Genomic DNA, 19,624 nt, shown 5'->3' with positions numbered 1-19,624 from the left:
CCCCCTCGCGTTCCCCCCTCGCGGCGCTACTTGCCGAGCGTGCGCAGGGACTCCGCGTACGTGCCGACCGCGTGGGCGATGACGTCCAGGTTGGTGTCGAACGCCTTGAGGTCGATGTTCTTCAGGTTGTCGCCCGCCCCGTGGTAGTTCGGGTCGTACGCCGCCCCGGCCGTGCCGCCGTAGCGCTTGGCCTGCTCGGCGGTCTTGATGCCCTCGGCCCCGGTGAAGGTGCCGCCCGCCGGGATGCCGTTCTCGATGAACGGGCCGTAGTCGGAGCGGCCGTCGAAGTCACTGCCCTCGTGCGGCTTGCCCTTCTTGTCCAGGAAGCCGTTGATCAGCGCCTCGATCTGCGCCGAGCCCGCCGGGCCGGCGCCCGCGCCGGTCTTGTCCGAGTCGTCGCCGTCGTAGACGAACTGCGCCGGGTTCGGCGAGGCGATCATGTCGAAGTTCAGGTAGAGCGCGATGTCCTTCTTCTGCTTCTCGGACAGCTGCGCCACGTAGTGCTCGGAGCCCAGCAGGCCCAGCTCCTCCGCCGACCACCAGGCGAAGCGCACCTTGTTGGCGGGCCCCTTGTTCTTCTTGTTTGCACCCTCGTCGGCGAGCTTGAGGGCCACTTCCAGGAGGCCGGCCGAGCCGGAGCCGTTGTCGTTGATGCCGGGGCCCTCGGGAACCGAGTCCAGGTGCGAGCCGACCGTCACCACGCGGTCGGCGCGCCCGCCGCGCGTCTCGGCGATCACGTTGCGGGTGGTCTTCTTCACGTGCTCCTGGTCCAGGTCCAGGCGCACCTTCACCTCGCCCTTGGCGGCGGCCGCGGCCAGCGCCTCACCGTCGGCCAGGGTGATGCCCGCGCTCGGGATGACCCCCTCGGCCGGGGAGGAGAACCCGCCGCGGACCGGGGTGGTGCCGCTGTGGTTGTAGACGATCACGCCGACCGCGCCCGCCGCGGCGGCGGCCCGCTGCTTCTCCACGAAGGTGCACGCACCCCGCTTGACCAGCGCGATCTTCCCGGTGAAGGTGCCGGACGCGTAGTCGTCGGCGGTGCAGCCCGGGGTCTCGTCGACCCGGGCCAGGGCGAGCGGGGCCGCCAGGCCGCCGGCCGGGGTGGACTTGGTGAAGGTGAAGGCGGCGGTGGCCAGCTCGCGCGGCTGGTCGCCGAGGACGGTGGTCCTCTCCGTCTTCGTGTGCGCCTCGTAGATGTCGAAGTCCTGGTACGAGACGTCGTACCCGGCCTTCTTCAGCGTGTCGTGGACGTACGCGGCCGAGGCGGCGTGGCCCGGGGTGCCCGCGGCCCGGTTGCCGCCGTTGGCGTCCGCGATCTGCTGGAACTTCGCCAGGTGGCGGTAGGCCCCGCGCGCGGTGACCTCCTCCACCAGCTCCTGGGCCAGCTTCCCCTCGCGCGGGTGGGCGCTGGCCGGCGTGGCCGCCAGCAGCACGGGAGCGGCGACGGCCGCCGCCGCGAGGGCGGCGAGGGCCGGTATGGACCGGCGGTGGCGGTGGATCTTCGGCATGGTGTGGTCCCCCCGGGGTGCGGGTGTATCGGAGTCTGGTGCGCCGCGTCCGGATAACGATCACGGCTGAACGGAAGCTAACCGCCCCTGACCAGGCAAAACGGACTTTCGGTGGCGGTGAAACACGGCCGTCACGGACTCGTCACCCCGGTTCACGAACCCGACACTGTCCGCACCTCGGACAATGGATTGGACAAGCCTCGTGGGGTCGAACGCATGATGGCCTCACGCGCGCCCGCGTCCACGTATTTGAAGGAGTCACCGTGAGGGTCGGAATCGTCGGAGCCACCGGACAGGTCGGCGGAGTCATGCGCGGCATCCTCGCCGAGCGGAAGTTCCCGGTGGACGAGCTGCGGCTGTTCGCCTCGGCCCGTTCCGCCGGCTCCACCATCGACTGGCAGGGCCGGGAGATCACCATCGAGGACGCCTCCACGGCCGACTACTCCGGCCTGGACATCGTGCTCTTCTCCGCGGGCGGCGCGACCTCCAAGGCCCTCGCCGAGAAGGTCGCCTCCCAGGGGGCCGTCGTGATCGACAACTCCTCCGCGTGGCGCAAGGACCCCGAGGTCCCCCTCGTGGTCTCCGAGGTCAACCCGCACGCGATCAAGAACCGCCCCAAGGGCATCATCGCGAACCCGAACTGCACCACCATGGCCGCCATGCCGGTGCTGCGCCCGCTGCACGAGGAGGCGGGGCTCACCGCCCTGATCGCCACCACCTACCAGGCCGTCTCCGGCTCCGGCCTGGCCGGCGTCGCCGAGCTCGACGGCCAGGTCAAGGCCGTCGCCGCCGACGCGACCAAGCTGGTCCACGACGGCGAGGCCGTCGAGTTCCCCGAGCCGGGCGTCTACAAGCGCTCCATCGCCTTCAACGTGCTGCCGCTGGCCGGCGCCATCGTCGACGACGGCTCCTTCGAGACCGACGAGGAGCAGAAGCTCCGCAACGAGTCCCGCAAGATCCTGGAGATCCCCGGCCTCAAGGTCTCCGGCACCTGCGTGCGCGTCCCCGTCTTCTCCGGCCACTCGCTCCAGGTCAACGCCCGCTTCGAGCGTCCGATCAGCGTCGAGCGCGCCTACGAGCTGCTGAAGGACGCCCCCGGCGTCGAGCTGTCCGAGATCCCGACCCCGCTCCAGGCGGCCGGCAAGGACGCCTCGTTCGTGGGCCGCATCCGCGTGGACGAGACCGTCGACAACGGCCTCGCCCTGTTCCTCTCCAACGACAACCTCCGCAAGGGCGCCGCGCTGAACGCCGTCCAGATCGCGGAGCTGGTCGCGGACGAGCTGCGCGGCTGACGCCACCGGTCCGACGCGGAGGGGCGGTGCCGGTACGGCACCGCCCCTCCGGCGTGTCAGGGCCGGCGGACCTCGAAGAGGAAGCAGCCGTACTCGGCCGCGCGGACGTGGACGAGGGCGGTGCGCGGGTCGGCGAAGGCCTCCGCCAGGGCCTGGTCGACGGATTCGGCGGCACCGGCTTCGGGCAGCGTGAGGACGCGGCCGCCGAGGATGCGGCCACCCGCGTCGTAGCGGCGGACCGTACGCAGGGCCCCCGCGTTCGCGAAGGGGTGGCCGGACCCCGCCCCGGGCCCGCCGCACTCCGCGCCGTGGACGAAGACCGGGCCCTGCTCGTCGTACGCGCCCGGGTCGGCTCCCGTGGCGGCGGCCCAGCGGCGCAGCGGGGCGTAGGAGACGAGGGCGATCAGCTCCCCCGGCCGGCTGCGGCGCAGGCAGCAGCGCAGCGGCGCGCCGCCCTCGGGGTCCTCGTACGGAACGCAGGGGCGCCCGGCGTCGTCCCGCGCCCGCAGGGCGGTCAGGGTGGCGGGCGGGATGGGGAGCGCGGTGTGCGTCGTCGTGGTCATGGGTCCAGGGTGCGCGGGCGGCCCCGCCGGGTCTGGCGGGAATCGGACCTCGTGTTCGCCTCTGGATTAGTCCCGCCCGGCGGCCCGGCCCGCGTGGAAGGATGGCCGGGCAACGTCACCATCAAAGGAGATGAACGCGTGCCTGGCACGAATCTCACCCGTGAAGAGGCTCAGCAGCGGGCGAAGCTGCTCACCGTCGACTCGTACGAGATCGAACTCGATCTCAGCGGCGCGCAGGAGGGCGGCACCTTCCCGTCCGTGACCACCGTGCGCTTCCAGTCGGCCGAGGCAGGCGCCGGGACCTTCATCGACCTGGTCGCGCCGGCCGTCCACGAGGTCGTCCTGAACGGCAAGTCGCTGGACGTGGCCGCCGTCTTCCGCGACTCGCGGATCGCCCTGGACCACCTCGCCGCCGGGGCCAACGAGCTCCGTGTCGTCGCGGACTGCGCCTACACCAACACCGGCGAGGGCCTGCACCGCTTCGTCGACCCCGTCGACCAGCAGGCTTACCTGTACACCCAGTTCGAGGTGCCGGACGCGCGGCGCGTCTTCGCCAGCTTCGAGCAGCCCGACCTGAAGGCGACGTTCCAGTTCACCGTGACGGCCCCCGAGGGCTGGACGGTCATCTCGAACTCCCCGACGCCCGAGCCGAAGGACCGGGTGTGGGCCTTCGAGCCCACCCCGCGCATCTCCTCGTACATCACCGCGCTGATCGTCGGCCCGTACCACGCGGTGCACAGCTCGTACGAGGGCCCGGACGGGCAGTCCGTGCCGCTCGGCATCTACTGCCGCCCCTCGCTCGCCGAGTTCCTCGACGCCGACGCGATCTTCGACGTCACGCGGCAGGGCTTCGACTGGTTCCAGGAGAAGTTCGCCTACGACTACCCCTTCGCGAAGTACGACCAGCTCTTCGTGCCGGAGTTCAACGCGGGCGCGATGGAGAACGCCGGCGCGGTCACCATCCGCGACCAGTACGTCTTCCGCTCGAAGGTGACGGACGCGGCGTACGAGGTGCGCGCCGAGACCATCCTCCACGAGCTCGCCCACATGTGGTTCGGCGACCTCGTCACCATGGAGTGGTGGAACGACCTATGGCTGAACGAGTCGTTCGCCACCTACACCTCGATCGCCTGCCAGGCCTACGCCGAGGGCTCGAAGTGGCCGCACGCGTGGACCACGTTCGCGAACTCCATGAAGACCTGGGCGTACCGGCAGGACCAGCTGCCGTCCACGCACCCGATCATGGCCGACATCCGCGACCTGGACGACGTCCTGGTCAACTTCGACGGCATCACGTACGCCAAGGGCGCCTCGGTGCTCAAGCAGCTCGTCGCGTACGTGGGCATGGACGCCTTCTTCAAGGGCGTGCAGGCGTACTTCAAGGCGCACGCCTTCGGCAACACCCGCCTTTCGGACCTGCTGGGCGCGCTGGAGGAGACCTCCGGCCGCGACCTGACCGCCTGGTCGAAGGCGTGGCTGGAGACGGCCGGCATCAACGTGCTGCGGCCGCAGATCGAGACGGACGCGGACGGGGTCATCACCGCGTTCGCCGTCCGCCAGGAGGCCCCGGCGCTGCCGGCGGGCGCCAAGGGCGAGCCGGTGCTGCGGCCGCACCGCATCGCGGTCGGCCTGTACGACCTGGAGGGCGGCAAGCTCGTCCGCAAGGACCGGATCGAGCTGGACATCGACGGCGAGCTGACCGCCGTACCCGAGCTGGCGGGACGCGCCCGTCCGGCGGTCGTGCTGCTGAACGACGACGACCTGTCGTACGCGAAGGTGCGGCTGGACGAGGTCTCGCTGGCGAACGTCACCGCGCACCTCGGCGACTTCACCGAGTCGCTGCCGCGCGCGCTGTGCTGGGCTTCGGCGTGGGACATGACGCGTGACGGCGAGCTGGCCACGCGCGACTACCTGTCCCTGGTCCTGTCGGGCATCGGCAAGGAGACCGACATCGGCGTGGTGCAGTCCCTGCACCGCCAGGTGAAGCTGGCCGTCGACCTGTACGCCGACCCGGCGTGGCGGGACCAGGGCCTGGCCGTCTGGACCGAGGCCACGCTGGAGCACCTGCGCGGCGCCGAGCCGGGCAGCGACCACCAGCTGGCGTGGGCGCGCGCCTTCGCGGCGACGGCCCGCACCGAGGGGCAACTGACCTACCTGGCGGCGCTGCTCGACGGCTCGGCCGAGGTCGAGGGCCTGGTCGTGGACACGGAGCTGCGGTGGGCGTTCCTGGAGCGCCTGGCGGCCACGGGTCGCGCCGACGAGGCGGCCATCGCGGCGGAGCTGGAGCGGGACGCGACGGCCGCCGGCGAGCGCCACGCGGCGACGGCGCGGGCCGCGCGCCCGACCGCCGAGGCCAAGGCGGAGGCCTGGGCCTCGGTGGTGGAGTCGTCCGACCTGCCGAACGCGGTCCAGGAGGCCGTGATCGGCGGCTTCGTCCAGACCGACCAGCGCGAGCTGCTCGCGCCGTACGCGCAGAAGTACTTCGCGGTGGTCAAGGACATCTGGGAGAGCCGCAGCCACGAGATCGCGCAGCAGATCGCGGTGGGCCTGTACCCGTCCCTCCAGGTGTCGCAGGCGACCCTGGACGCGACGGACGCGTGGCTGGCCGCCGCCGAGCCGAACGCCGCGCTGCGCCGCCTGGTCTCGGAGGCCCGCGCGGGCGTCGAACGCGCCCTGAAGGCCCAGGCAGCGGACGCGTCGGCAGCCTGACGGTTTGGGCCCCCGCCCCTGCCCCTGGTGGGGGCCGGGGCGGGGGCCGGCTATCTCCCCCTCGAGGGGGTGGGGGCGGGTCGGTGTTTGCCCACCCGCCCCCTCGTCTGCGGGCCGGAGTCCGGGGGCGGTGTCCCCCGGACCGGTCTCAGGGAGGGGCGGGGGCTTCCCGTCAGTCCCATCGTCCTTCCGGTTCGGGCCGGTCCCTCAAGGGCGCTCCCTTCGGTCGCGTCGCTACGCGATGGCCTTCGGCCACCCTTGACCGACCGGCCCGAACCGGAAAGCCGAAAGACTGCCGGGAAACCCCCGAAGAAACGGGCCGGACGATCCTTGGAGGAGCGGGTCCGTCAGCGATCAGGCGAGGGGCCGGGGGCAGGCCCGCCTGACATCCGGCCCTCAGGTGTCCTGATTCCGGGCCAGGGGTGCGGCTACCCGCACGAGAGGTTGATCCAGGTGGCCTCCAGACCCCCCAAGCGCGACAGATCGCTACGCGCTCCCCATTTCTCAGCGTCCGACGACCGCCTTGGGCTGATACCCGCACCAGAGGACGAACAGATCGACCTGGGAGTCCGGCAGGCGCGACAGATCGCTACGCGCTTCTCTTGTCTCGGCGGCCGGCGGCCGTCTTGGGCTGGTCCGGGGCGGGTTCGACGTTGGTGGCGGCGGTGGTGAACTCGCGGCCGCAGGCGCCACGGATGTAGGCCAGTTCCATCCAGCGTTCGATGCCGGTGTCGGAGACGTTCTCATTGATCACCGCCATCAACAGGCCTTCGGTGCCGGAGGCGATGTCTCGGACGCGTCGGTGGAGGAGGCGGTGGGGGACGTATTCGTACTGGTCAGTCATCGCAGGGCTCCTCGAAGGACGCGGTGAAGCGCTGCCAGCCGGAGCGGGCTCGGTCCAGCAGCTCCTGGGTGGGCGTGAACGAGGCCTCCAGGCCGAGCCAGGGGTCGCCCGACGTGTCGATCCCCAACACGCCCTTGGCGCAGCTGTGGATGATCCGGCTGGTCATGGTCGGCTCCTTACGTCGGCGCGGGACGGCCGCGCGATCACTGATCGGTGTGAAGAGGTAACCGCGTGTCGCCCCCGCGCGAGTACCGTTGGAGGGTCGGAGAAGCATGCAAGTCATGCACTTGTGGGGAGTTGCTCATGGCTCGACGCTCACGCACACCCAACACCGGCCTGTCGACGCTCCTTGAGCAGGCCGGATGGTCAAGAAGCCAATTCGCCTCGATCGTCAACCGCATGGGGGCGGAGGCCGGACTCGCGCTCAAATACGGTCAGCCTGCGGTGTCCCAGTGGGTAGCGGGGCACCAACCGAGGCCGCAGGTCAGGGCGCTGGTCGTCGAGGCGTTCGAACGGAAGCTGGCACGGCCGGTCACCTACGCCGAGGCGGGGCTCACGCCCCCGGGCGGAACGGCTGAGGCGGACACTGTGCGGGAACTCGTAGACCTCGGAAGGGCCGACATGGATCCGTCCCGGCGCCGCGTGATCGCGGCCGGAGTCTTCTCCGCAGCGCTCAGCATCCCGCTGTTCCCGACCCTCGCGCGGGCCGACAGCCCGGAGCCGATCAGGCCCGGGAAGGCGACGACGAAGGTCGGACAGGCGCAGGTGGACGCTGTGGCTGCGATGACGGACCGGATCGCCGACATCCTCGACGAACTCGGCGCTGGCCACGCCCGGCCGATGGCGGCAGCCTTCCTCGTGAACACCGTCGGCCCATGGCTGAAGGCAGAGGCTGCGGCCCCGGTCCGGCGCAGCCTCCTCGCCGCCGCCTCAGACCTGGTCTACCTGACGGGGTGGATGGCCATGTACGAACGGCAGCACCGGCTGGGCCAGGACTACTACGTGTCCGCGCTGAAGCTGGCCGGGGAGGCGGAGGAGCACACCACCTACTGCCGGACCCTGCGCGGCATGTCGCTCCAGGCATCCAACCTCGGGTACGGGAGGAGGGCCCTGGAACTCGCCGACTCGGCGGCGGAAGCGGCACCCTCCGCCGGCCCGCGCCTAGTGGCGTTCCTGCGCGGCCAGCAGGCGCACGGCGCGGCCATGGTCGGAGACAAACGACAGGCCTTCGTCCGCCTCCGCGAGGCCGAGGAAGCGCTCGCCCGAGCCGACGACCGCCGGGAATCCATCGGCGGCTACGACCGGACCGCCTACCTGTTCCACGTCGCGCACGTCCTGAACGAGACGAAGGATGTACCGGGCTCGGTAAGGACCTTGCGTGAATCGATCCGGCTGCAGCCCGCCAACGAGCGCCAAGGCCGCCTGCACGCCTACGGAGTCCTCGCACAGCGACAGCTGTCCATCGGCCACGTCGAGGCCGCGTGCGAATCGTGGAGCCGCTTCCTGGACGAGTACGAAGCCCTCTCCTCCGCACGGGGCGACGAGCACTTCGAGGTGATGAACCTCAGGCTCCGCCCGCACGGCACCGTTCGCGCAGTACGAGAACTCCGCGAGCGCGCCCGGCTCGTTGGCGCGCTCAAGGACTGACCGGGCAGTCGCCATTGGGTTCATGTGCCAGCCCAGGACGACCGTCGGACGCTGAGATCCGAGGAGCGTGTAGCGATCTGTCGCGCCCGTCGGGTCCCTGCGCTGCTCTGATCGGCTCTTGGTGCGGGTATCAGCCACAGGCGGTCGTCGGGCGCTGAGACGAGAGGAGCGCGTAGCGATCTGTCGCGCCTGGGGCGCCGCAGGTCGCTCTGATCAACCTCCCGTGCGGGCTGTCGCGCCCCTGGTCCGGGATCTGGACTCTTCAGGCCCCGGATGTCGGGCGGGCCGGCGCCTGGCCCCTCGTCTCAGCGCTGAGGGACCCGCCACTCCTCCTCTGGACCGTGCCGTTTCTTTGGGGGTTTCCCGGCAGTCTTTCGGCTTTCCGGTTCGGGTCGGTCGGTCAAGGGTGGCCGAAGGCCATCGCGTAGCGACGCGACCGAAGGGAGCGCCCTTGAGGGACCGGCCCGAACCGGAAGGACGATGGGACTGACGGGAAGCCCCCAACCCTCCCTGGGACCGCCCCGCGGGGTGCCGCCCCTCAGCCCAGCCTCCCCGCCGCCCTCTGGAGGGCCCGCAGGGCCTGGGCCAGGGCCGGGGCCGCCTCCGTGCCCCGGCGGAGGGCGGCGATGACGTGGCGGGTGGGGCGGTCGTGGGTGAGGGTGCGGACCGTTACGCCCGAGGCGCGGGCCGAGACCATGCGGGGGACCAGGGCGACGCCCATGCCCGCCTCGACCATCGCCAGGATCGCGGTCCACCCCGAGGCCGAGTGGGCCTGTTCCGGGACGAAGCCCGCCGGTTCGCAGGCCGACCGGGTGATCTCCGACCAGGGGCCGCTGCCGCCGTAGATCCACCGGTCCGCCGAGAGGTCCGCCAGGCGGAGTACGGGTGCGGCCGCCAGGGGGTGGTCCGGGGGGAGGGCCACGTCCAGGGGGTCTTCCAGGAGGGTGATCCGGGTGAAGCGGGTGTCCTGGGCGGTCGGGGCGTGCGCGGCGAGGGAGAGGGCGAGGTCGACGGTGCCGGCGGAGAGGAGTTCGTACGACTCGGCCGCCTCGGTCTCGCGGACGCGGAGTTCGATGCCCGGGTGGGTGAGGCGGAGGGCGGCGACCGCCGGGACCACGAGGACCGGGACGGCGGTGGAGAAGGCGCCGACGCGGACTTCGCCCGACTCGCCGGACCGGTAGCCGGTGAGTTCGGCGTCGGCGCGTTCGAGCTGGGCGAAGACGGCTTCGGTGTGGCGCAGCACCAGGTGGGCGGCGTCGGTGAGGCGGACCCGGCGGCCCTGGGGTTCCAGGAGCGGCACCCCCAGCTGGCGGGAGAGGTTGGTCAGCTGCTGCGAGACGGCCGAGGGCGTCATGTGCAGCGTCTCGGCCGTCGCGGTCACGGTGCCCTGGTCGGCCAGGGTCCGCAGGATGCGGAGCTTCTTGATGTCCCAGTCGGTCACAGGGGGGAAGTTACCTGCGGGCAGTTACCTGTTGGCAGATACCCGCAGGCAGTTACCTGCGGGCCGTGCTGCCGAAGGCGACTCCGCCGAGGATCAGGGCCATGCACAGGAGCTGGGCGGGGCCGGTGCGTTCGCCGAGGAGGAGCAGGCCGAGGGCTGCGACGCAGACGGGCTGGAGGTAGTAGACGACTCCCGCGCGGGCCGCGCCGATGAGGGAGATGGCCTTGTTCCAGGCGAAGAAGGCGACGGCGGAGGAGAAGACGCCGACGTAGAGGAGGGGGCCGACGGTGTGGGGGGTCGCCTCGAAGCCGCCCTGGACGGTGAGGGAGACGGCGTACGCGGGGGCCAGCATCAGGGCGCCGAGGACGAAGGTGCTCAGGAGGAAGGCGAGGCCGCCGATCTCGGCGGGCTTGCGCTTGAGCAGGGCGCTGTAGGTGGCGAAGGAGAGGGCGGCGCCGAACATCCAGAGGTCGCCGGCGCCGAAGTCGAAGCCGAGGGAGCCGTCGCCGACGAGCAGCAGGACGCCGAAGGCCGCGAGCAGCATGCCGCAGGAGCGGCGGGCGCCGAGCCGTTCGCCGCCGAGGCGGGCGTAGAGGGCCATGATGACCGGCGAGGCGGCCATGATCATGCCCATGTTGGAGGCCGAGGTGGTCAGGCCGGCCTGGTGCACCAGGGTGTTGTAGAGGGTGACGCCGAAGAGCGTGGCGAGGCTGATGTAGCCGAGGTGCTTACGGAGCAGGGCCCGCTGCTGCCAGGCCTGGCGGGCGGCGAAGGGGGTGACCGCGACGGCGGCGATGATCCACCGCCAGAAGACGGCCTGGACGGGCGGGACCGTCTCGGCCATGCCGCGGGTGGCGACGAAGCTGCCGGACCAGACGACCGTGGCGACCAGGGCGAGGAGTACGCCGAGTCCGGCGGCTCCCTTCCTCGCCTTGTCTCCGGCAACGGCGCCGCCGCCGGCGAGGGTGCCGGCGGCGGTGGGTGCGGTGCGGATGCGGTCGGTGACGGTCACTGGTGGTGTCCCCCTGCGTGTGTGGTGTGGGTCGTGGACCCACTCTCACACCTTCGCTTCACCCAGGTCCATCGAAAGATTTTGACGGTTTCCTTCAGTCTTGCTGAACGGTCCCGGCGCGACCCGGGCCTCGGGCCCCACCTCACCCCCGGCCCCACCCCCGGCCGCGCCCTTCGGCGCCCGCCCCGGGAGCTGCCCGAAGACCGTGGCGCCGAAGGCGATGGTCATGCCCACCAGCTGGACCGGGGTCAGGGCCTGGCCGAGGGCGGCCCAGCCGATGACGGCGGCGGTGAGCGGCGACAGCGGGCCGAGCAGGGTGACGGACGTGGCGGTGAGCTGGCCGATGCCGCGGAACCAGAGGAAGTACGCGGCCCCGGTGTTGATCAGCATCATGTAGCCGTAGCCGAGGAAGGCCTTGCCGTCGAGGGCGGGCGGCGCCCCCTCGACCAGTGCGGCGATCGGGATGATGACCAGGCCGCCCGCGGTGAGCTGCCATCCGGTCACGGCCAGCGGGCCGACGCCCTCGGGGCGGCCCCAGCGCTTGGTCATGACGGTGCCCGCGCCCATGGAGGCGGAGGAGACCACGCCGGCTATGACGCCGATGAGGTCGAGCTTCGCCTCGGCGGTCAGCACCACCATGCTCACGCCGAACGCGGCGACCACGGCGGCGAGTACGGTCCGCAGCCGGGCCCGCTCCCCGAGGAGGAGGGCGGCGAGCCCCACGACGAAGAGCGGCCCGGCGGAGCCCAGTACGGCGGCGACGCCGCCGGGGAGCCGGTAGGCGGAGAGGAAGAGCAGCGGGAAGAAGGCGCCGATGTTGAGGGTGCCGAGGACCGCGGACTTCCACCACCAGGCGCCCTTGGGCAGGACGCGGGAGAGGGCGACCAGCAGCAGGCCGGCGGGCAGGGCGCGCATGGCCCCGGTGAAGAGGGGCCGGTCGGCGGGCAGCAGCTCGCTCGCGACGAAGTAGGTCGAGCCCCAGGAGATGGGGGCAAGCGCGGTCAGGAGGGTGGTGGTGACGCGGTTCACGGTCACTCCTCGGCGGTGAGGATCGGCTGGCGGGGTGAGGCTGGCCGCGACCTGCCCGGGGGCCCGTCCCCGGACCTCCCCGGGTAGGTCGCTGATAAGTAGCTTACTCCTAAGCTACTTTTAAGCAAGCTACTTTCTTGCGAACCACTGAGCGGAATCGGATACTTCATTTATGACCGAGGTGAAGAAGGACGCCCAGCCGGACGCCGTCGACGCGATCACCACGCAGTGGGCCGCGGAGCGACCGGACCTGGACACCGCCCCGATGGCCGTCTTCGGCCGGATCTACCGCATCGCCAAGGCCGTCGGCGACGCCGTGGAGCGCGCGTACAACGGCTACGGCATCAGCCGCGGGGAGTTCGACGTCGTCGCCACTCTGCGCCGCGCCGGGGCCCCGTACACCCTTTCGCCGCGCCAGCTGGCGGCCACGCTGATGCTGACCACCGGCGGGATGACGGGCCGCCTGGACAAGCTGGAGAAGGCCGGCCTGCTCACCCGCAGCCCCGACCCGCACGACCGGCGCGGCCTCCAGGTGACCCTCACCGACCGCGGGTTCGCCCTCGCCGACGAGGCCGTCTCCGCCGGCCTGGCGGTGCACCGCCGGGCCCTGGAGGGCTTCGACGCCGAAGAGGTCGAACAGCTCACCGGGATGCTGCGCAAGCTGCTCGCCGACGTGTCCCGGGGGACCCTGGGGGCCGAGGGACCCTGAGGACCGCCGGCCCCGGGGGATCCCGCGGACCCCATCCGGGTACGCCAAGGCGCCGGAGGTCGCGTCGGGACCGGCTCACACCGGTTCCGCGGACCTCCGGCGCCCGGAAGCCTTGACGAAGGACCTGCCCGGTCGGGTCAGGCCTGGTTCTTGCGCGACTTGTCGCCGACCATCACGAGACCCGCGATGACCAGGAACAGCACGATCGGCGCGGCCACGAACACGCCGAGCGTCTCGCCAATGCTCAGGCCCGGGCCCGGGTCGTCACCGTCGTCGCGGGTCCGCGCGAGGGCGGGAGACGTCATCAGCAGCATCATCAGCGTCGATCCGGCCGTGACAACGCCGGCGCGCAGAGCGTTCTTCTTGTCCACGGTGCAAACGTAGCGAACACCTAAACGGGGCGCGCGCCCGGGGGTGCCGTACGGGTCTGCGCGCCCTCCCGCACCGCGCTCAGCAGGGCGTTCGCCCGGGGTGAGGCGGTCAGCGCCTCCAGGGTCACGGGGCGGCCCTCCGCGTCGGCGACCGGCAGCCGCCAGTTGGGGTACTGGTCCCAGGTGCCCGGCAGGTTCTGCGGCCGCCGGTCCCCCACCGCGTCCGGCAGCCAGACGCCGACCAGCCGGGCCGGGGTGCGCAGCAGGAAGGCGTACAGGGCCCGTACGGCGGCCTCCTCGCCCTTGGCCTCCAGCCCCAGCCGGTCCAGTACCGCCAGCCACTCGGCGGTGTCGGCGGCGTCCTCGGCCCGCTCCAGGTCCAGAGGGCGGGTCAGCAGGCCCAGCCGGTCGCGCAGTTCGACGTGGGAACCGGCCAGCTTGGCGGCGGTGGGCGGCAGGTCGTGGGTGGTGGCGGTGGCCAGGCACTGCGACCGCCAGGCCCCGGCCGGCAGCGGTGCGCCGTCGCCCGCCCAGTCCCGCTCGAACCACAGCACCGAGGTGCCGAGGATCCCGCGCCGGGCCAGCGCCCGCCGTACCTCCGGCTCGACGGTCCCGAGGTCCTCGCCGACCACCAGCGCCCCGGCCCGGTGGGCCTCCAGGACCAGTACGGCCAGCATCGCCTCCCCGTCGTAGGAGACGTACGTGCCCTGCGCGGGCGGGGTGCCCCGCGGGATCCACCAGAGCCGGAAGAGGCCCATCACGTGGTCCACGCGGACCGCCCCCGCGTACCGGAACACCCCGCGCAGCAGGGCCCGGAACGGGGCGTACGACCGGGCCTCCAGGACGTCGGGCCGCCAGGGCGGCAGCCCCCAGTCCTGGCCGCGCGCGTTGAAGGCGTCCGGCGGGGCGCCCACGGACATCTCCCGCAGGTGCAGGGGGCCGCTGCGGGCGTCCGAGCCGTCCGGGTGCACCCCGACGGCCAGGTCGTGCACGATGCCCACGCTCATCCCGGCCTCCCGCGCGGCCCGCTGGGCACCGGTCAGCTGGGTGTCCGTCAGCCAGACCAGCCAGCAGTGGAAGTCGGTGCGCTCCTTCGGGTCCTCCCCCGCGACGGCCGCGCACCAGGCGGCGTGCCGGGCGAGCTCCTCGCCCTGCGCGGCGCGGAAGGCCCGGTAGGCGGCCTCCCGGGCGGGCGCCCGCGGGACGGCGTACAGCAGTTCCAGGGCCGCGCGCTTGAGGGCCCACACGGCGTCCCGGTCGATCAGCGCCCCCTTCTCCAGCACCTCCCGGCGCAGCTCCCCGCCCCGGCCGGCGAGTTCGGCGAGGGCGTCCCGGTCGGGGCAGTCCGCCCACTCGGGGAGGTCCTCGACGCGCAGGTACACCGGGTCGGGGAAGCGGCGCGAGGCCGGCCGGTAGGGGGACGGGTCGGTCGGGGTCCCGGGGAGGGCCGCGTGCAGCGGGTTGACCTGGACGAACCCGGCGCCGTGGGTGCGGGCGGCCCAGCGGGCCAGCTCCGCGAGGTCGCCGAGGTCGCCCATGCCCCAGGAGCGCTCCGAGAGCAGGGAGTAGAGCTGGACGAGCAGCCCGTGGGCGCGGTCGGGCGCCGCCGGGGCCCGGTCGGGGGCCACGATCAGGGTGGCGGAGGCGGTGCGCCCGTCCGGCGTCCCGGCCGCCAGCCGGTGCACCCCGGGGGGCAGGCCGGGGTGCCAGTCGGCCTCCCCGGCCCCGTCCTCCAGGGTCACCCGCAGCCGGGTCCCGGCCGGCAGCGCGGCCAGGGCCGCCGGGGCGGGCTCGCCCCGCCAGTGCACCAGCGTCGGCGGGAGCAGCCGCCCGGCCCGCTCCCGTTCGGCCGCTGCGGCCTTGACCCGCACGTCCTCGGGGGTGTCGACGGGTACGCCGATCAGGCCCAGCACGGTCCGGACCGTGGCCTCGGGGACCTGGACGGTGACGTCCTCGGCGGGCTGGTAGGAGGTGGCGACGCCGTAGAGGGCCGCGAGCCGGGCGAGGTCGTCCATCGTCATCCTTGGCTGGGTGAGGGTTAGGTGAGCGGCTCGCTGGTGAGGGGGGCCTCGGCCACGAGCGGGGACTCACTGGTCAGGGGCGCGTACGCGGCACCGGCCAGCGGGGGTTCGCTGGTCAGCGGCGGGTGCGCGGCGCAGGCCGGCCCGTCGGCGGGGCCGGACGGCACGGGAAGGTGGGCGAGCGGGGCGGGTTTCCTGCGGTGGCCGGACGCGGTGCGGGCGTTCATGGGGTCCTCCCTCTGCGGTCCTCGGGACCGCCGTGCGGTTCTCGGGACCGTGCTGCGGTTCTTCGGACCTCCCATGCAACACCCGCGTCGAACACCGCAGCCATACCCAGTCAGGGGCATCGCATTCCTGGCGGATCCAGGTCAGATCACCCCACGCGCATTGACACCCCGGCAGCACGGGTGGTGGGCTCGGGCCCGTTCACACGGTCGGGGGACGACTCGGGACTGGGGAGGCTCCGTGCAGCTCAGGGGCAGGAAGCGGACCACGGCCGCGGCCGTCGCGGTCATCGGGAGCCTGCTCGGCGGGGCCGTCGCCTCGGCTCCGCCGCGGATCACCGCCTCGCCGGGGAACTCGGGATCCCCGCGCCCCGACAGCGGGTCCGTCCCCGTCTCCGCGGCGGGACTCGGGTCGGCCATCGACCCGGGCTCCGACGTTCCCCGAGCCGCTTCCGAGGGGCCGGCCGTGTGGCCGCGGCCGCAGTCGGCCACCGCCGATCCGGGCCGGGAGCTGCCGGTGCCGGCGGAGGCCGTCCTGGTGCTGCCGGTGGACGTGGACCCGTACGCCGCCGACGTCGTACGCGCCTCCCTGCGCGCGGCCGGGGTGCGCACCCTGCACGAGCGGCCCCCGGGCGCGGCGCTGCCCGAACGGGCCCTCGTCGTACGGCTCCAGGGCGCGGACGCCGAGGAGGCCCTGCTGGCGCTGGGCGCGGCCCCGGCCGGTGACCTGCCGGCCGGCGGCTACCGGCTGGCGGTGGGCCGGACCGGCGGGCGGGACACGGTCGCGCTGGCCGGGGTGGGCGGGGACGGGCTGTTCCACGCCGCGCAGACGCTGCGCCAGCTGCTGGCGGCCGGGCACGGCAAGGTGCCGGGGATGCTGGTGCGGGACTGGCCGATCGCGCCCGTGCGCGGGATCACCGAGGGCTTCTACGGGCAGCCCTGGAGCCGGGAACAGCGGCTGGCGCAGCTGGACTTCCTGGGCCGCACCAAGCAGAACCGGATGCTGCTGGCGCCCGGCGACGACCCGTACCGCACCACGGCCTGGCGCGAGGAGTACCCGCGCGAACGGCAGGAGGAGTTCCGGGCGCTGGCGGAGCGGGCCCGCGCCAACCACGTCGTCCTCGGCTGGGCGGTGTCGCCGGGGCAGTCGATGTGCCTGGCGTCGGCGGACGACCGGGCGGCGCTGCTGCGCAAGGCCGACGCGATGTGGGAGCTGGGCTTCCGGGCGTTCCAGGTGCAGTTCCAGGACGTCAGCTACACCGAATGGGGCTGCCGGGCCGACCGGGTGCGGTACGGGACGGGCCCGGCGGCGGCGGCGAAGGCGCACGCGGAGGTGGCGGGCGAGCTGGCCGCGCACCTGGCGGCGCGGCATCCGGGGGCGGCCCCGCTGTCGCTGCTGCCGACGGAGTACTTCCAGGACGGCGCCACCACCTACCGGACGGCGCTGGCCGGGGCGCTGGACCCGCGCGTGGAGGTGGCCTGGACGGGCGTGGGCGTGGTGCCGCGCACCATCACGGGCAGGGAGCTGGCGGGGGCTCGGGCGGCGCTCGCGCACCCGCTGGTCACCATGGACAACTACCCGGTCAACGACTGGGACCCGGGCCGGATCTTCCTGGGGCCCTACGCCGGGCGGGATCCCGCGGTGGCGGGCGGTTCGGCGGGGGTGCTGGCCAACGCGATGGCGCAGGGCACCCTGTCGCGGATCCCGCTGTTCACGGCCGCGGACTACGCGTGGAACCCGCGCGGCTACCGGGCCGGGGAGTCGTGGGCGGCGGCGGTGCGGGACCTGTCCGGCCCGGACCCGAAGACGCGGGCCGCGCTGGCGGCGCTGGCCGGGAACACCGCCTCCTCGGGCCTGAAGGTGGAGGAGTCGGCCTACCTGAAGCCGCTGGTGGAGGAGTTCTGGCGGGCCCGTGCCGTCGGGGACAAGGCCGCCGGCGAGCGGCTGCGGGCGGCGTTCACGGTGCTGCGGGAGGCCCCCGGGCGCCTCGACGCACCGGTGGCGGCGGAGGCCGGGCCGTGGCTGGAGCGGCTCTCGCGGTACGGGGCGGCGGGCGAGCTGGCCGTCGACCTGCTGCGGGCCGAGGCCCGGGGCGACGGGGCGGCCGCCTGGCGGGCCTCGCGGGAACTGGCGGCGGCGCGGGAGGCGCTGGCGGAACCGGGCGGGGTGCGGGTGGACGGCTCCGTGCTGGACCCCTTCCTGGCGAGGGCGGCGGCGGAGTCGGACGCCTGGACGGGCGCGGCCCGCGAGGACGGCACCGTCCGGGAGGAGCCCGGCGCCTACACCGTCCGGCTGGACTCCGCGCGGCCGCTCGCCGCGGTCACGGTGATGACGGACCCGCTGGCGCCGGGCGCGCGGGGCGCGGCCGTGGAGGTGCACGTGCCGGGCGAGGGCTGGCGCCGGCTGGGCGAAGCGGCGGTGTCCGGCTGGACGCAGGCCGACGCGCAGGGAGTACGGGCGGACGCGGTCCGGCTGTCGTGGGCGGGGCCGGCGCCCGTGGTGCACAAGGTGGTCCCGTGGTTCGCGGACGGCCCGCGGGCCCGCTTCGAACTGGCCGACGGGGGCCGGGCCGACGTGGAGGCCGGGGGCGGCGCGCGCACGGTGACGGCGCAGCTGTCCGGGCTGCGCCCGGGGGAGTTCCGGGGCCCGCTGACGGCGGCCCCGCCGGCCGGGGTCCAGGTCCGGCTGCCGCAGGACGTGGTGGTGCCCCGGGGTGCGACGGTCGCCGTCCCGGTGGAGGTCACCGTCGCGGCGGGCACCCCGTCCGGGGAGTACGCGGTCCCGCTGTCCTTCGACGGGGAGGTGCGGGTGCTCACCGTCCGGGCGGTGCCGCGCACCGGCGGCCCGGACCTGCTGCGCGGGGCCCGCGCCACCGCCTCGGGGGTCGAGGGCCCGCAGTTCCCGGCGTCGGCGGCGGTGGACGGCTCCGCCGCGACGCGCTGGTCGTCCCCGGCGGTGGACGGCGCGTGGTGGCAGGCCGAACTGGCGGCGCCGGCGCGGGTGGGCCTGGTGACCCTGCACTGGCAGGAGGCGTACCCCGTGAGGTTCCGGGTGGAGACGTCGGCCGACGGCGTGACGTGGCGCCCGGGTGCGGTGGTGTCCTCCCGGGGCGGGGTGGACGCGGTCCGGCTGGACGCGCCGGACACGCGGCTCGTCCGCGTGACGTGCGAGCGGCGCGCGACGCGCTTCGGCTGCAGCCTGTGGTCCGCGACGGCCCAGGCGGTGGCGGCCCCCTGACGGGTGCCGGGCCGCTGCGCGGGTCTGCCCCTCCCCGCCCTTCACCCGTTCTCGCCTCAAACGCCGGCGGGGCTGATCTCAGCCTCGCCGGCGTTTGAGGCGCGGGGTCTGGGGCGGAGCCCCAGGGAACGGGGGAAGGGCGGGTAGGGGACCGGCCCCGCGCAGCGGTTCCCGCACCCCGGCACCGAGCGGCAGCGGCAGCGGCAGCGGCAGCGGCAGCGGCAGCGGCAGCGGCAGCGGCAGCGGCAGCGGCAGCGCACCCGCCCGGTGGTCCGTCAGGACGCGGCGGCGGCCGTCGCCGTCGGGACGCCGATGCGCTCCAGCGCGTCCTGCGCCCCGTACGGCTGGAGGTACGGCATCCACCGCGGATCCCGGTGCCCCGTCCCGATGATCCGCCACGCCAGCCCCGACGGCGGAGCGGGCTGGTGGCGCAGGCGCCAGCCGAGTTCCAGCAGGTGCCGGTCCGCCTTGACGTGGTTGCACCGCCGGCATGCGGCGACCACGTTGTCCCAGACGTGCTGGCCCCCGCGGCTGCGCGGGATCACGTGGTCCACGCTGGTGGCGACGGCCCCGCAGTACATGCAGCGTCCGCCGTCGCGGGCGAACAGCGCGCGGCGGGTGAGTGGAACGGGCCCCCGGTAGGGGACCCGCACGAAGCGCTTGAGCCTGACCACGCTGGGCGCGGGGACGGCGCGTGTCGCGCTGTGCAGGAAGGCGCCCGATTCCTCCAGGGAGACTGCCTTGTTCTCCAGGACGAGGACGAGCGCGCGGCGGAGCGGTACGACGCCGAGGGGCTCGTACGACGCGTTGAGGACCAGGACGTGCGGCACGGACTGCCTCCTTGTACGCCGGCGGCGCGTGGCTCGCGCCGGGACGATCTGCTCTCAGTCTCCCCTTACGGCTGGTCGAAGCGCCACCACGCGCCGGTAACGGGCCCGGGGTGTTTTCGACCACACTCCCTTTCATCCCCAGGTGAGTCCTGTCTCTCCCTCGAACAACGCAACGAGGTCGCTCCC

Annotated in this window: 16 protein-coding genes; 5 read left to right on the top strand and 11 right to left on the bottom strand. The window is 73.5% G+C overall.

The window, feature by feature from the left end; all coding sequences use genetic code 11:
- Positions 1–26: 26 nt before the first annotated feature.
- Entirely contained in the window at positions 27–1,508 is a 1,482-nt protein-coding gene (locus ABD973_RS21295; protein WP_125598018.1) for a M28 family metallopeptidase, read from the bottom strand.
- A gap of 263 nt (positions 1,509–1,771) precedes the next feature.
- Between ABD973_RS21295 and ABD973_RS21290 the strand changes: the two genes are divergently transcribed.
- Positions 1,772–2,800, top strand: coding sequence for an aspartate-semialdehyde dehydrogenase (locus tag ABD973_RS21290; RefSeq protein WP_125821133.1), 1,029 nt, complete (start codon positions 1,772–1,774; stop codon positions 2,798–2,800).
- A gap of 56 nt (positions 2,801–2,856) precedes the next feature.
- Here ABD973_RS21290 and ABD973_RS21285 read toward each other — a convergent pair whose 3' ends face one another.
- Positions 2,857–3,363 (bottom strand): DUF1203 domain-containing protein, encoded by a 507-nt coding sequence (locus tag ABD973_RS21285; protein ID WP_125821134.1) that lies wholly within the window; start codon positions 3,361–3,363, stop codon positions 2,857–2,859.
- A 138-nt stretch (positions 3,364–3,501) separates the two neighbouring features.
- Between ABD973_RS21285 and pepN the strand changes: the two genes are divergently transcribed.
- Positions 3,502–6,072, top strand: a complete 2,571-nt coding sequence (gene pepN, locus ABD973_RS21280) for an aminopeptidase N (protein WP_125821135.1) — start codon at positions 3,502–3,504, stop codon at positions 6,070–6,072.
- Positions 6,073–6,661: 589 nt separating this feature from the next.
- On the opposite strand, the gene ABD973_RS21275 is transcribed toward pepN, so the two are convergent.
- Together ABD973_RS21275 and ABD973_RS21270 are read right to left on the bottom strand one after the other, a co-directional pair.
- Entirely contained in the window at positions 6,662–6,916 is a 255-nt protein-coding gene (locus tag ABD973_RS21275; protein WP_125821136.1) for a hypothetical protein, read from the bottom strand.
- Positions 6,909–7,082, bottom strand: a complete 174-nt coding sequence (locus tag ABD973_RS21270) for a hypothetical protein (RefSeq protein ID WP_164720889.1) — start codon at positions 7,080–7,082, stop codon at positions 6,909–6,911. The genes ABD973_RS21275 and ABD973_RS21270 overlap by 8 nt, the downstream gene beginning before the upstream one ends.
- 137 nt (positions 7,083–7,219) lie before the next feature.
- Here ABD973_RS21270 and ABD973_RS21265 point away from each other — a divergent pair, with 137 nt between their 5' ends.
- Positions 7,220–8,563 carry an NsdA family TPR-like regulatory protein gene (locus ABD973_RS21265; RefSeq protein WP_345501515.1) on the top strand — a complete coding sequence of 448 codons (1,344 nt, stop codon included), beginning with the start codon at positions 7,220–7,222 and terminating at the stop codon, positions 8,561–8,563.
- Between the two features lie 538 nt (positions 8,564–9,101).
- Here the strand turns inward: ABD973_RS21265 and ABD973_RS21260 are convergent.
- The 3 genes from ABD973_RS21260 to ABD973_RS21250 are packed head-to-tail and all read right to left on the bottom strand — an operon-like array spanning position 9,102 to position 12,051.
- Positions 9,102–10,004, bottom strand: a complete 903-nt coding sequence (locus tag ABD973_RS21260) for a LysR family transcriptional regulator (RefSeq protein ID WP_125821138.1) — start codon at positions 10,002–10,004, stop codon at positions 9,102–9,104.
- 52 nt (positions 10,005–10,056) lie between these two features.
- The gene (locus ABD973_RS21255) at positions 10,057–11,016 is read right to left on the bottom strand and encodes a DMT family transporter (protein WP_125821139.1); all 960 of its coding nucleotides are present in this window, start codon (positions 11,014–11,016) and stop codon (positions 10,057–10,059) included.
- A gap of 45 nt (positions 11,017–11,061) precedes the next feature.
- Complete coding sequence (locus tag ABD973_RS21250; protein WP_125821140.1) at positions 11,062–12,051, bottom strand: EamA family transporter; 990 nt, start codon at positions 12,049–12,051, stop codon at positions 11,062–11,064.
- 166 nt (positions 12,052–12,217) lie between these two features.
- Between ABD973_RS21250 and ABD973_RS21245 the strand changes: the two genes are divergently transcribed.
- Positions 12,218–12,754, top strand: a complete 537-nt coding sequence (locus ABD973_RS21245) for a MarR family winged helix-turn-helix transcriptional regulator (protein WP_125821141.1) — start codon at positions 12,218–12,220, stop codon at positions 12,752–12,754.
- A gap of 137 nt (positions 12,755–12,891) precedes the next feature.
- Here the strand turns inward: ABD973_RS21245 and ABD973_RS21240 are convergent, their stop codons facing one another.
- The 3 genes from ABD973_RS21240 to ABD973_RS21230 are packed head-to-tail and all read right to left on the bottom strand — an operon-like array spanning position 12,892 to position 15,373.
- On the bottom strand, positions 12,892–13,125 hold the full coding sequence (locus ABD973_RS21240; protein ID WP_125604744.1) for a hypothetical protein: 234 nt from the start codon (positions 13,123–13,125) through the stop codon (positions 12,892–12,894).
- 20 nt (positions 13,126–13,145) lie between these two features.
- The gene (locus ABD973_RS21235) at positions 13,146–15,146 is read right to left on the bottom strand and encodes a 4-alpha-glucanotransferase (RefSeq protein ID WP_345501511.1); all 2,001 of its coding nucleotides are present in this window, start codon (positions 15,144–15,146) and stop codon (positions 13,146–13,148) included.
- 17 nt (positions 15,147–15,163) lie between these two features.
- A complete protein-coding gene (locus tag ABD973_RS21230; protein WP_125604740.1) occupies positions 15,164–15,373 on the bottom strand; it encodes a hypothetical protein in 210 nt (69 codons plus the stop codon).
- A gap of 238 nt (positions 15,374–15,611) precedes the next feature.
- Between ABD973_RS21230 and ABD973_RS21225 the strand changes: the two genes are divergently transcribed.
- Positions 15,612–18,608: a beta-N-acetylglucosaminidase domain-containing protein gene (locus ABD973_RS21225; protein ID WP_345501509.1), complete on the top strand. Its 2,997-nt coding sequence runs from the start codon at positions 15,612–15,614 to the stop codon at positions 18,606–18,608.
- Between the two features lie 275 nt (positions 18,609–18,883).
- On the opposite strand, the gene ABD973_RS21220 is transcribed toward ABD973_RS21225, so the two are convergent.
- The gene (locus ABD973_RS21220; RefSeq protein ID WP_125821144.1) at positions 18,884–19,438 is read right to left on the bottom strand and encodes an HNH endonuclease; all 555 of its coding nucleotides are present in this window, start codon (positions 19,436–19,438) and stop codon (positions 18,884–18,886) included.
- Positions 19,439–19,624 lie beyond the last annotated feature (186 nt).

The organism is Streptomyces racemochromogenes (assembly GCF_039535215.1).
GTDB classification, from domain to species: domain Bacteria; phylum Actinomycetota; class Actinomycetes; order Streptomycetales; family Streptomycetaceae; genus Streptomyces; species Streptomyces racemochromogenes.
Note: the sequence above shows the minus strand (reverse complement) of the source record. Positions and strands in the feature narration are given on the sequence as shown.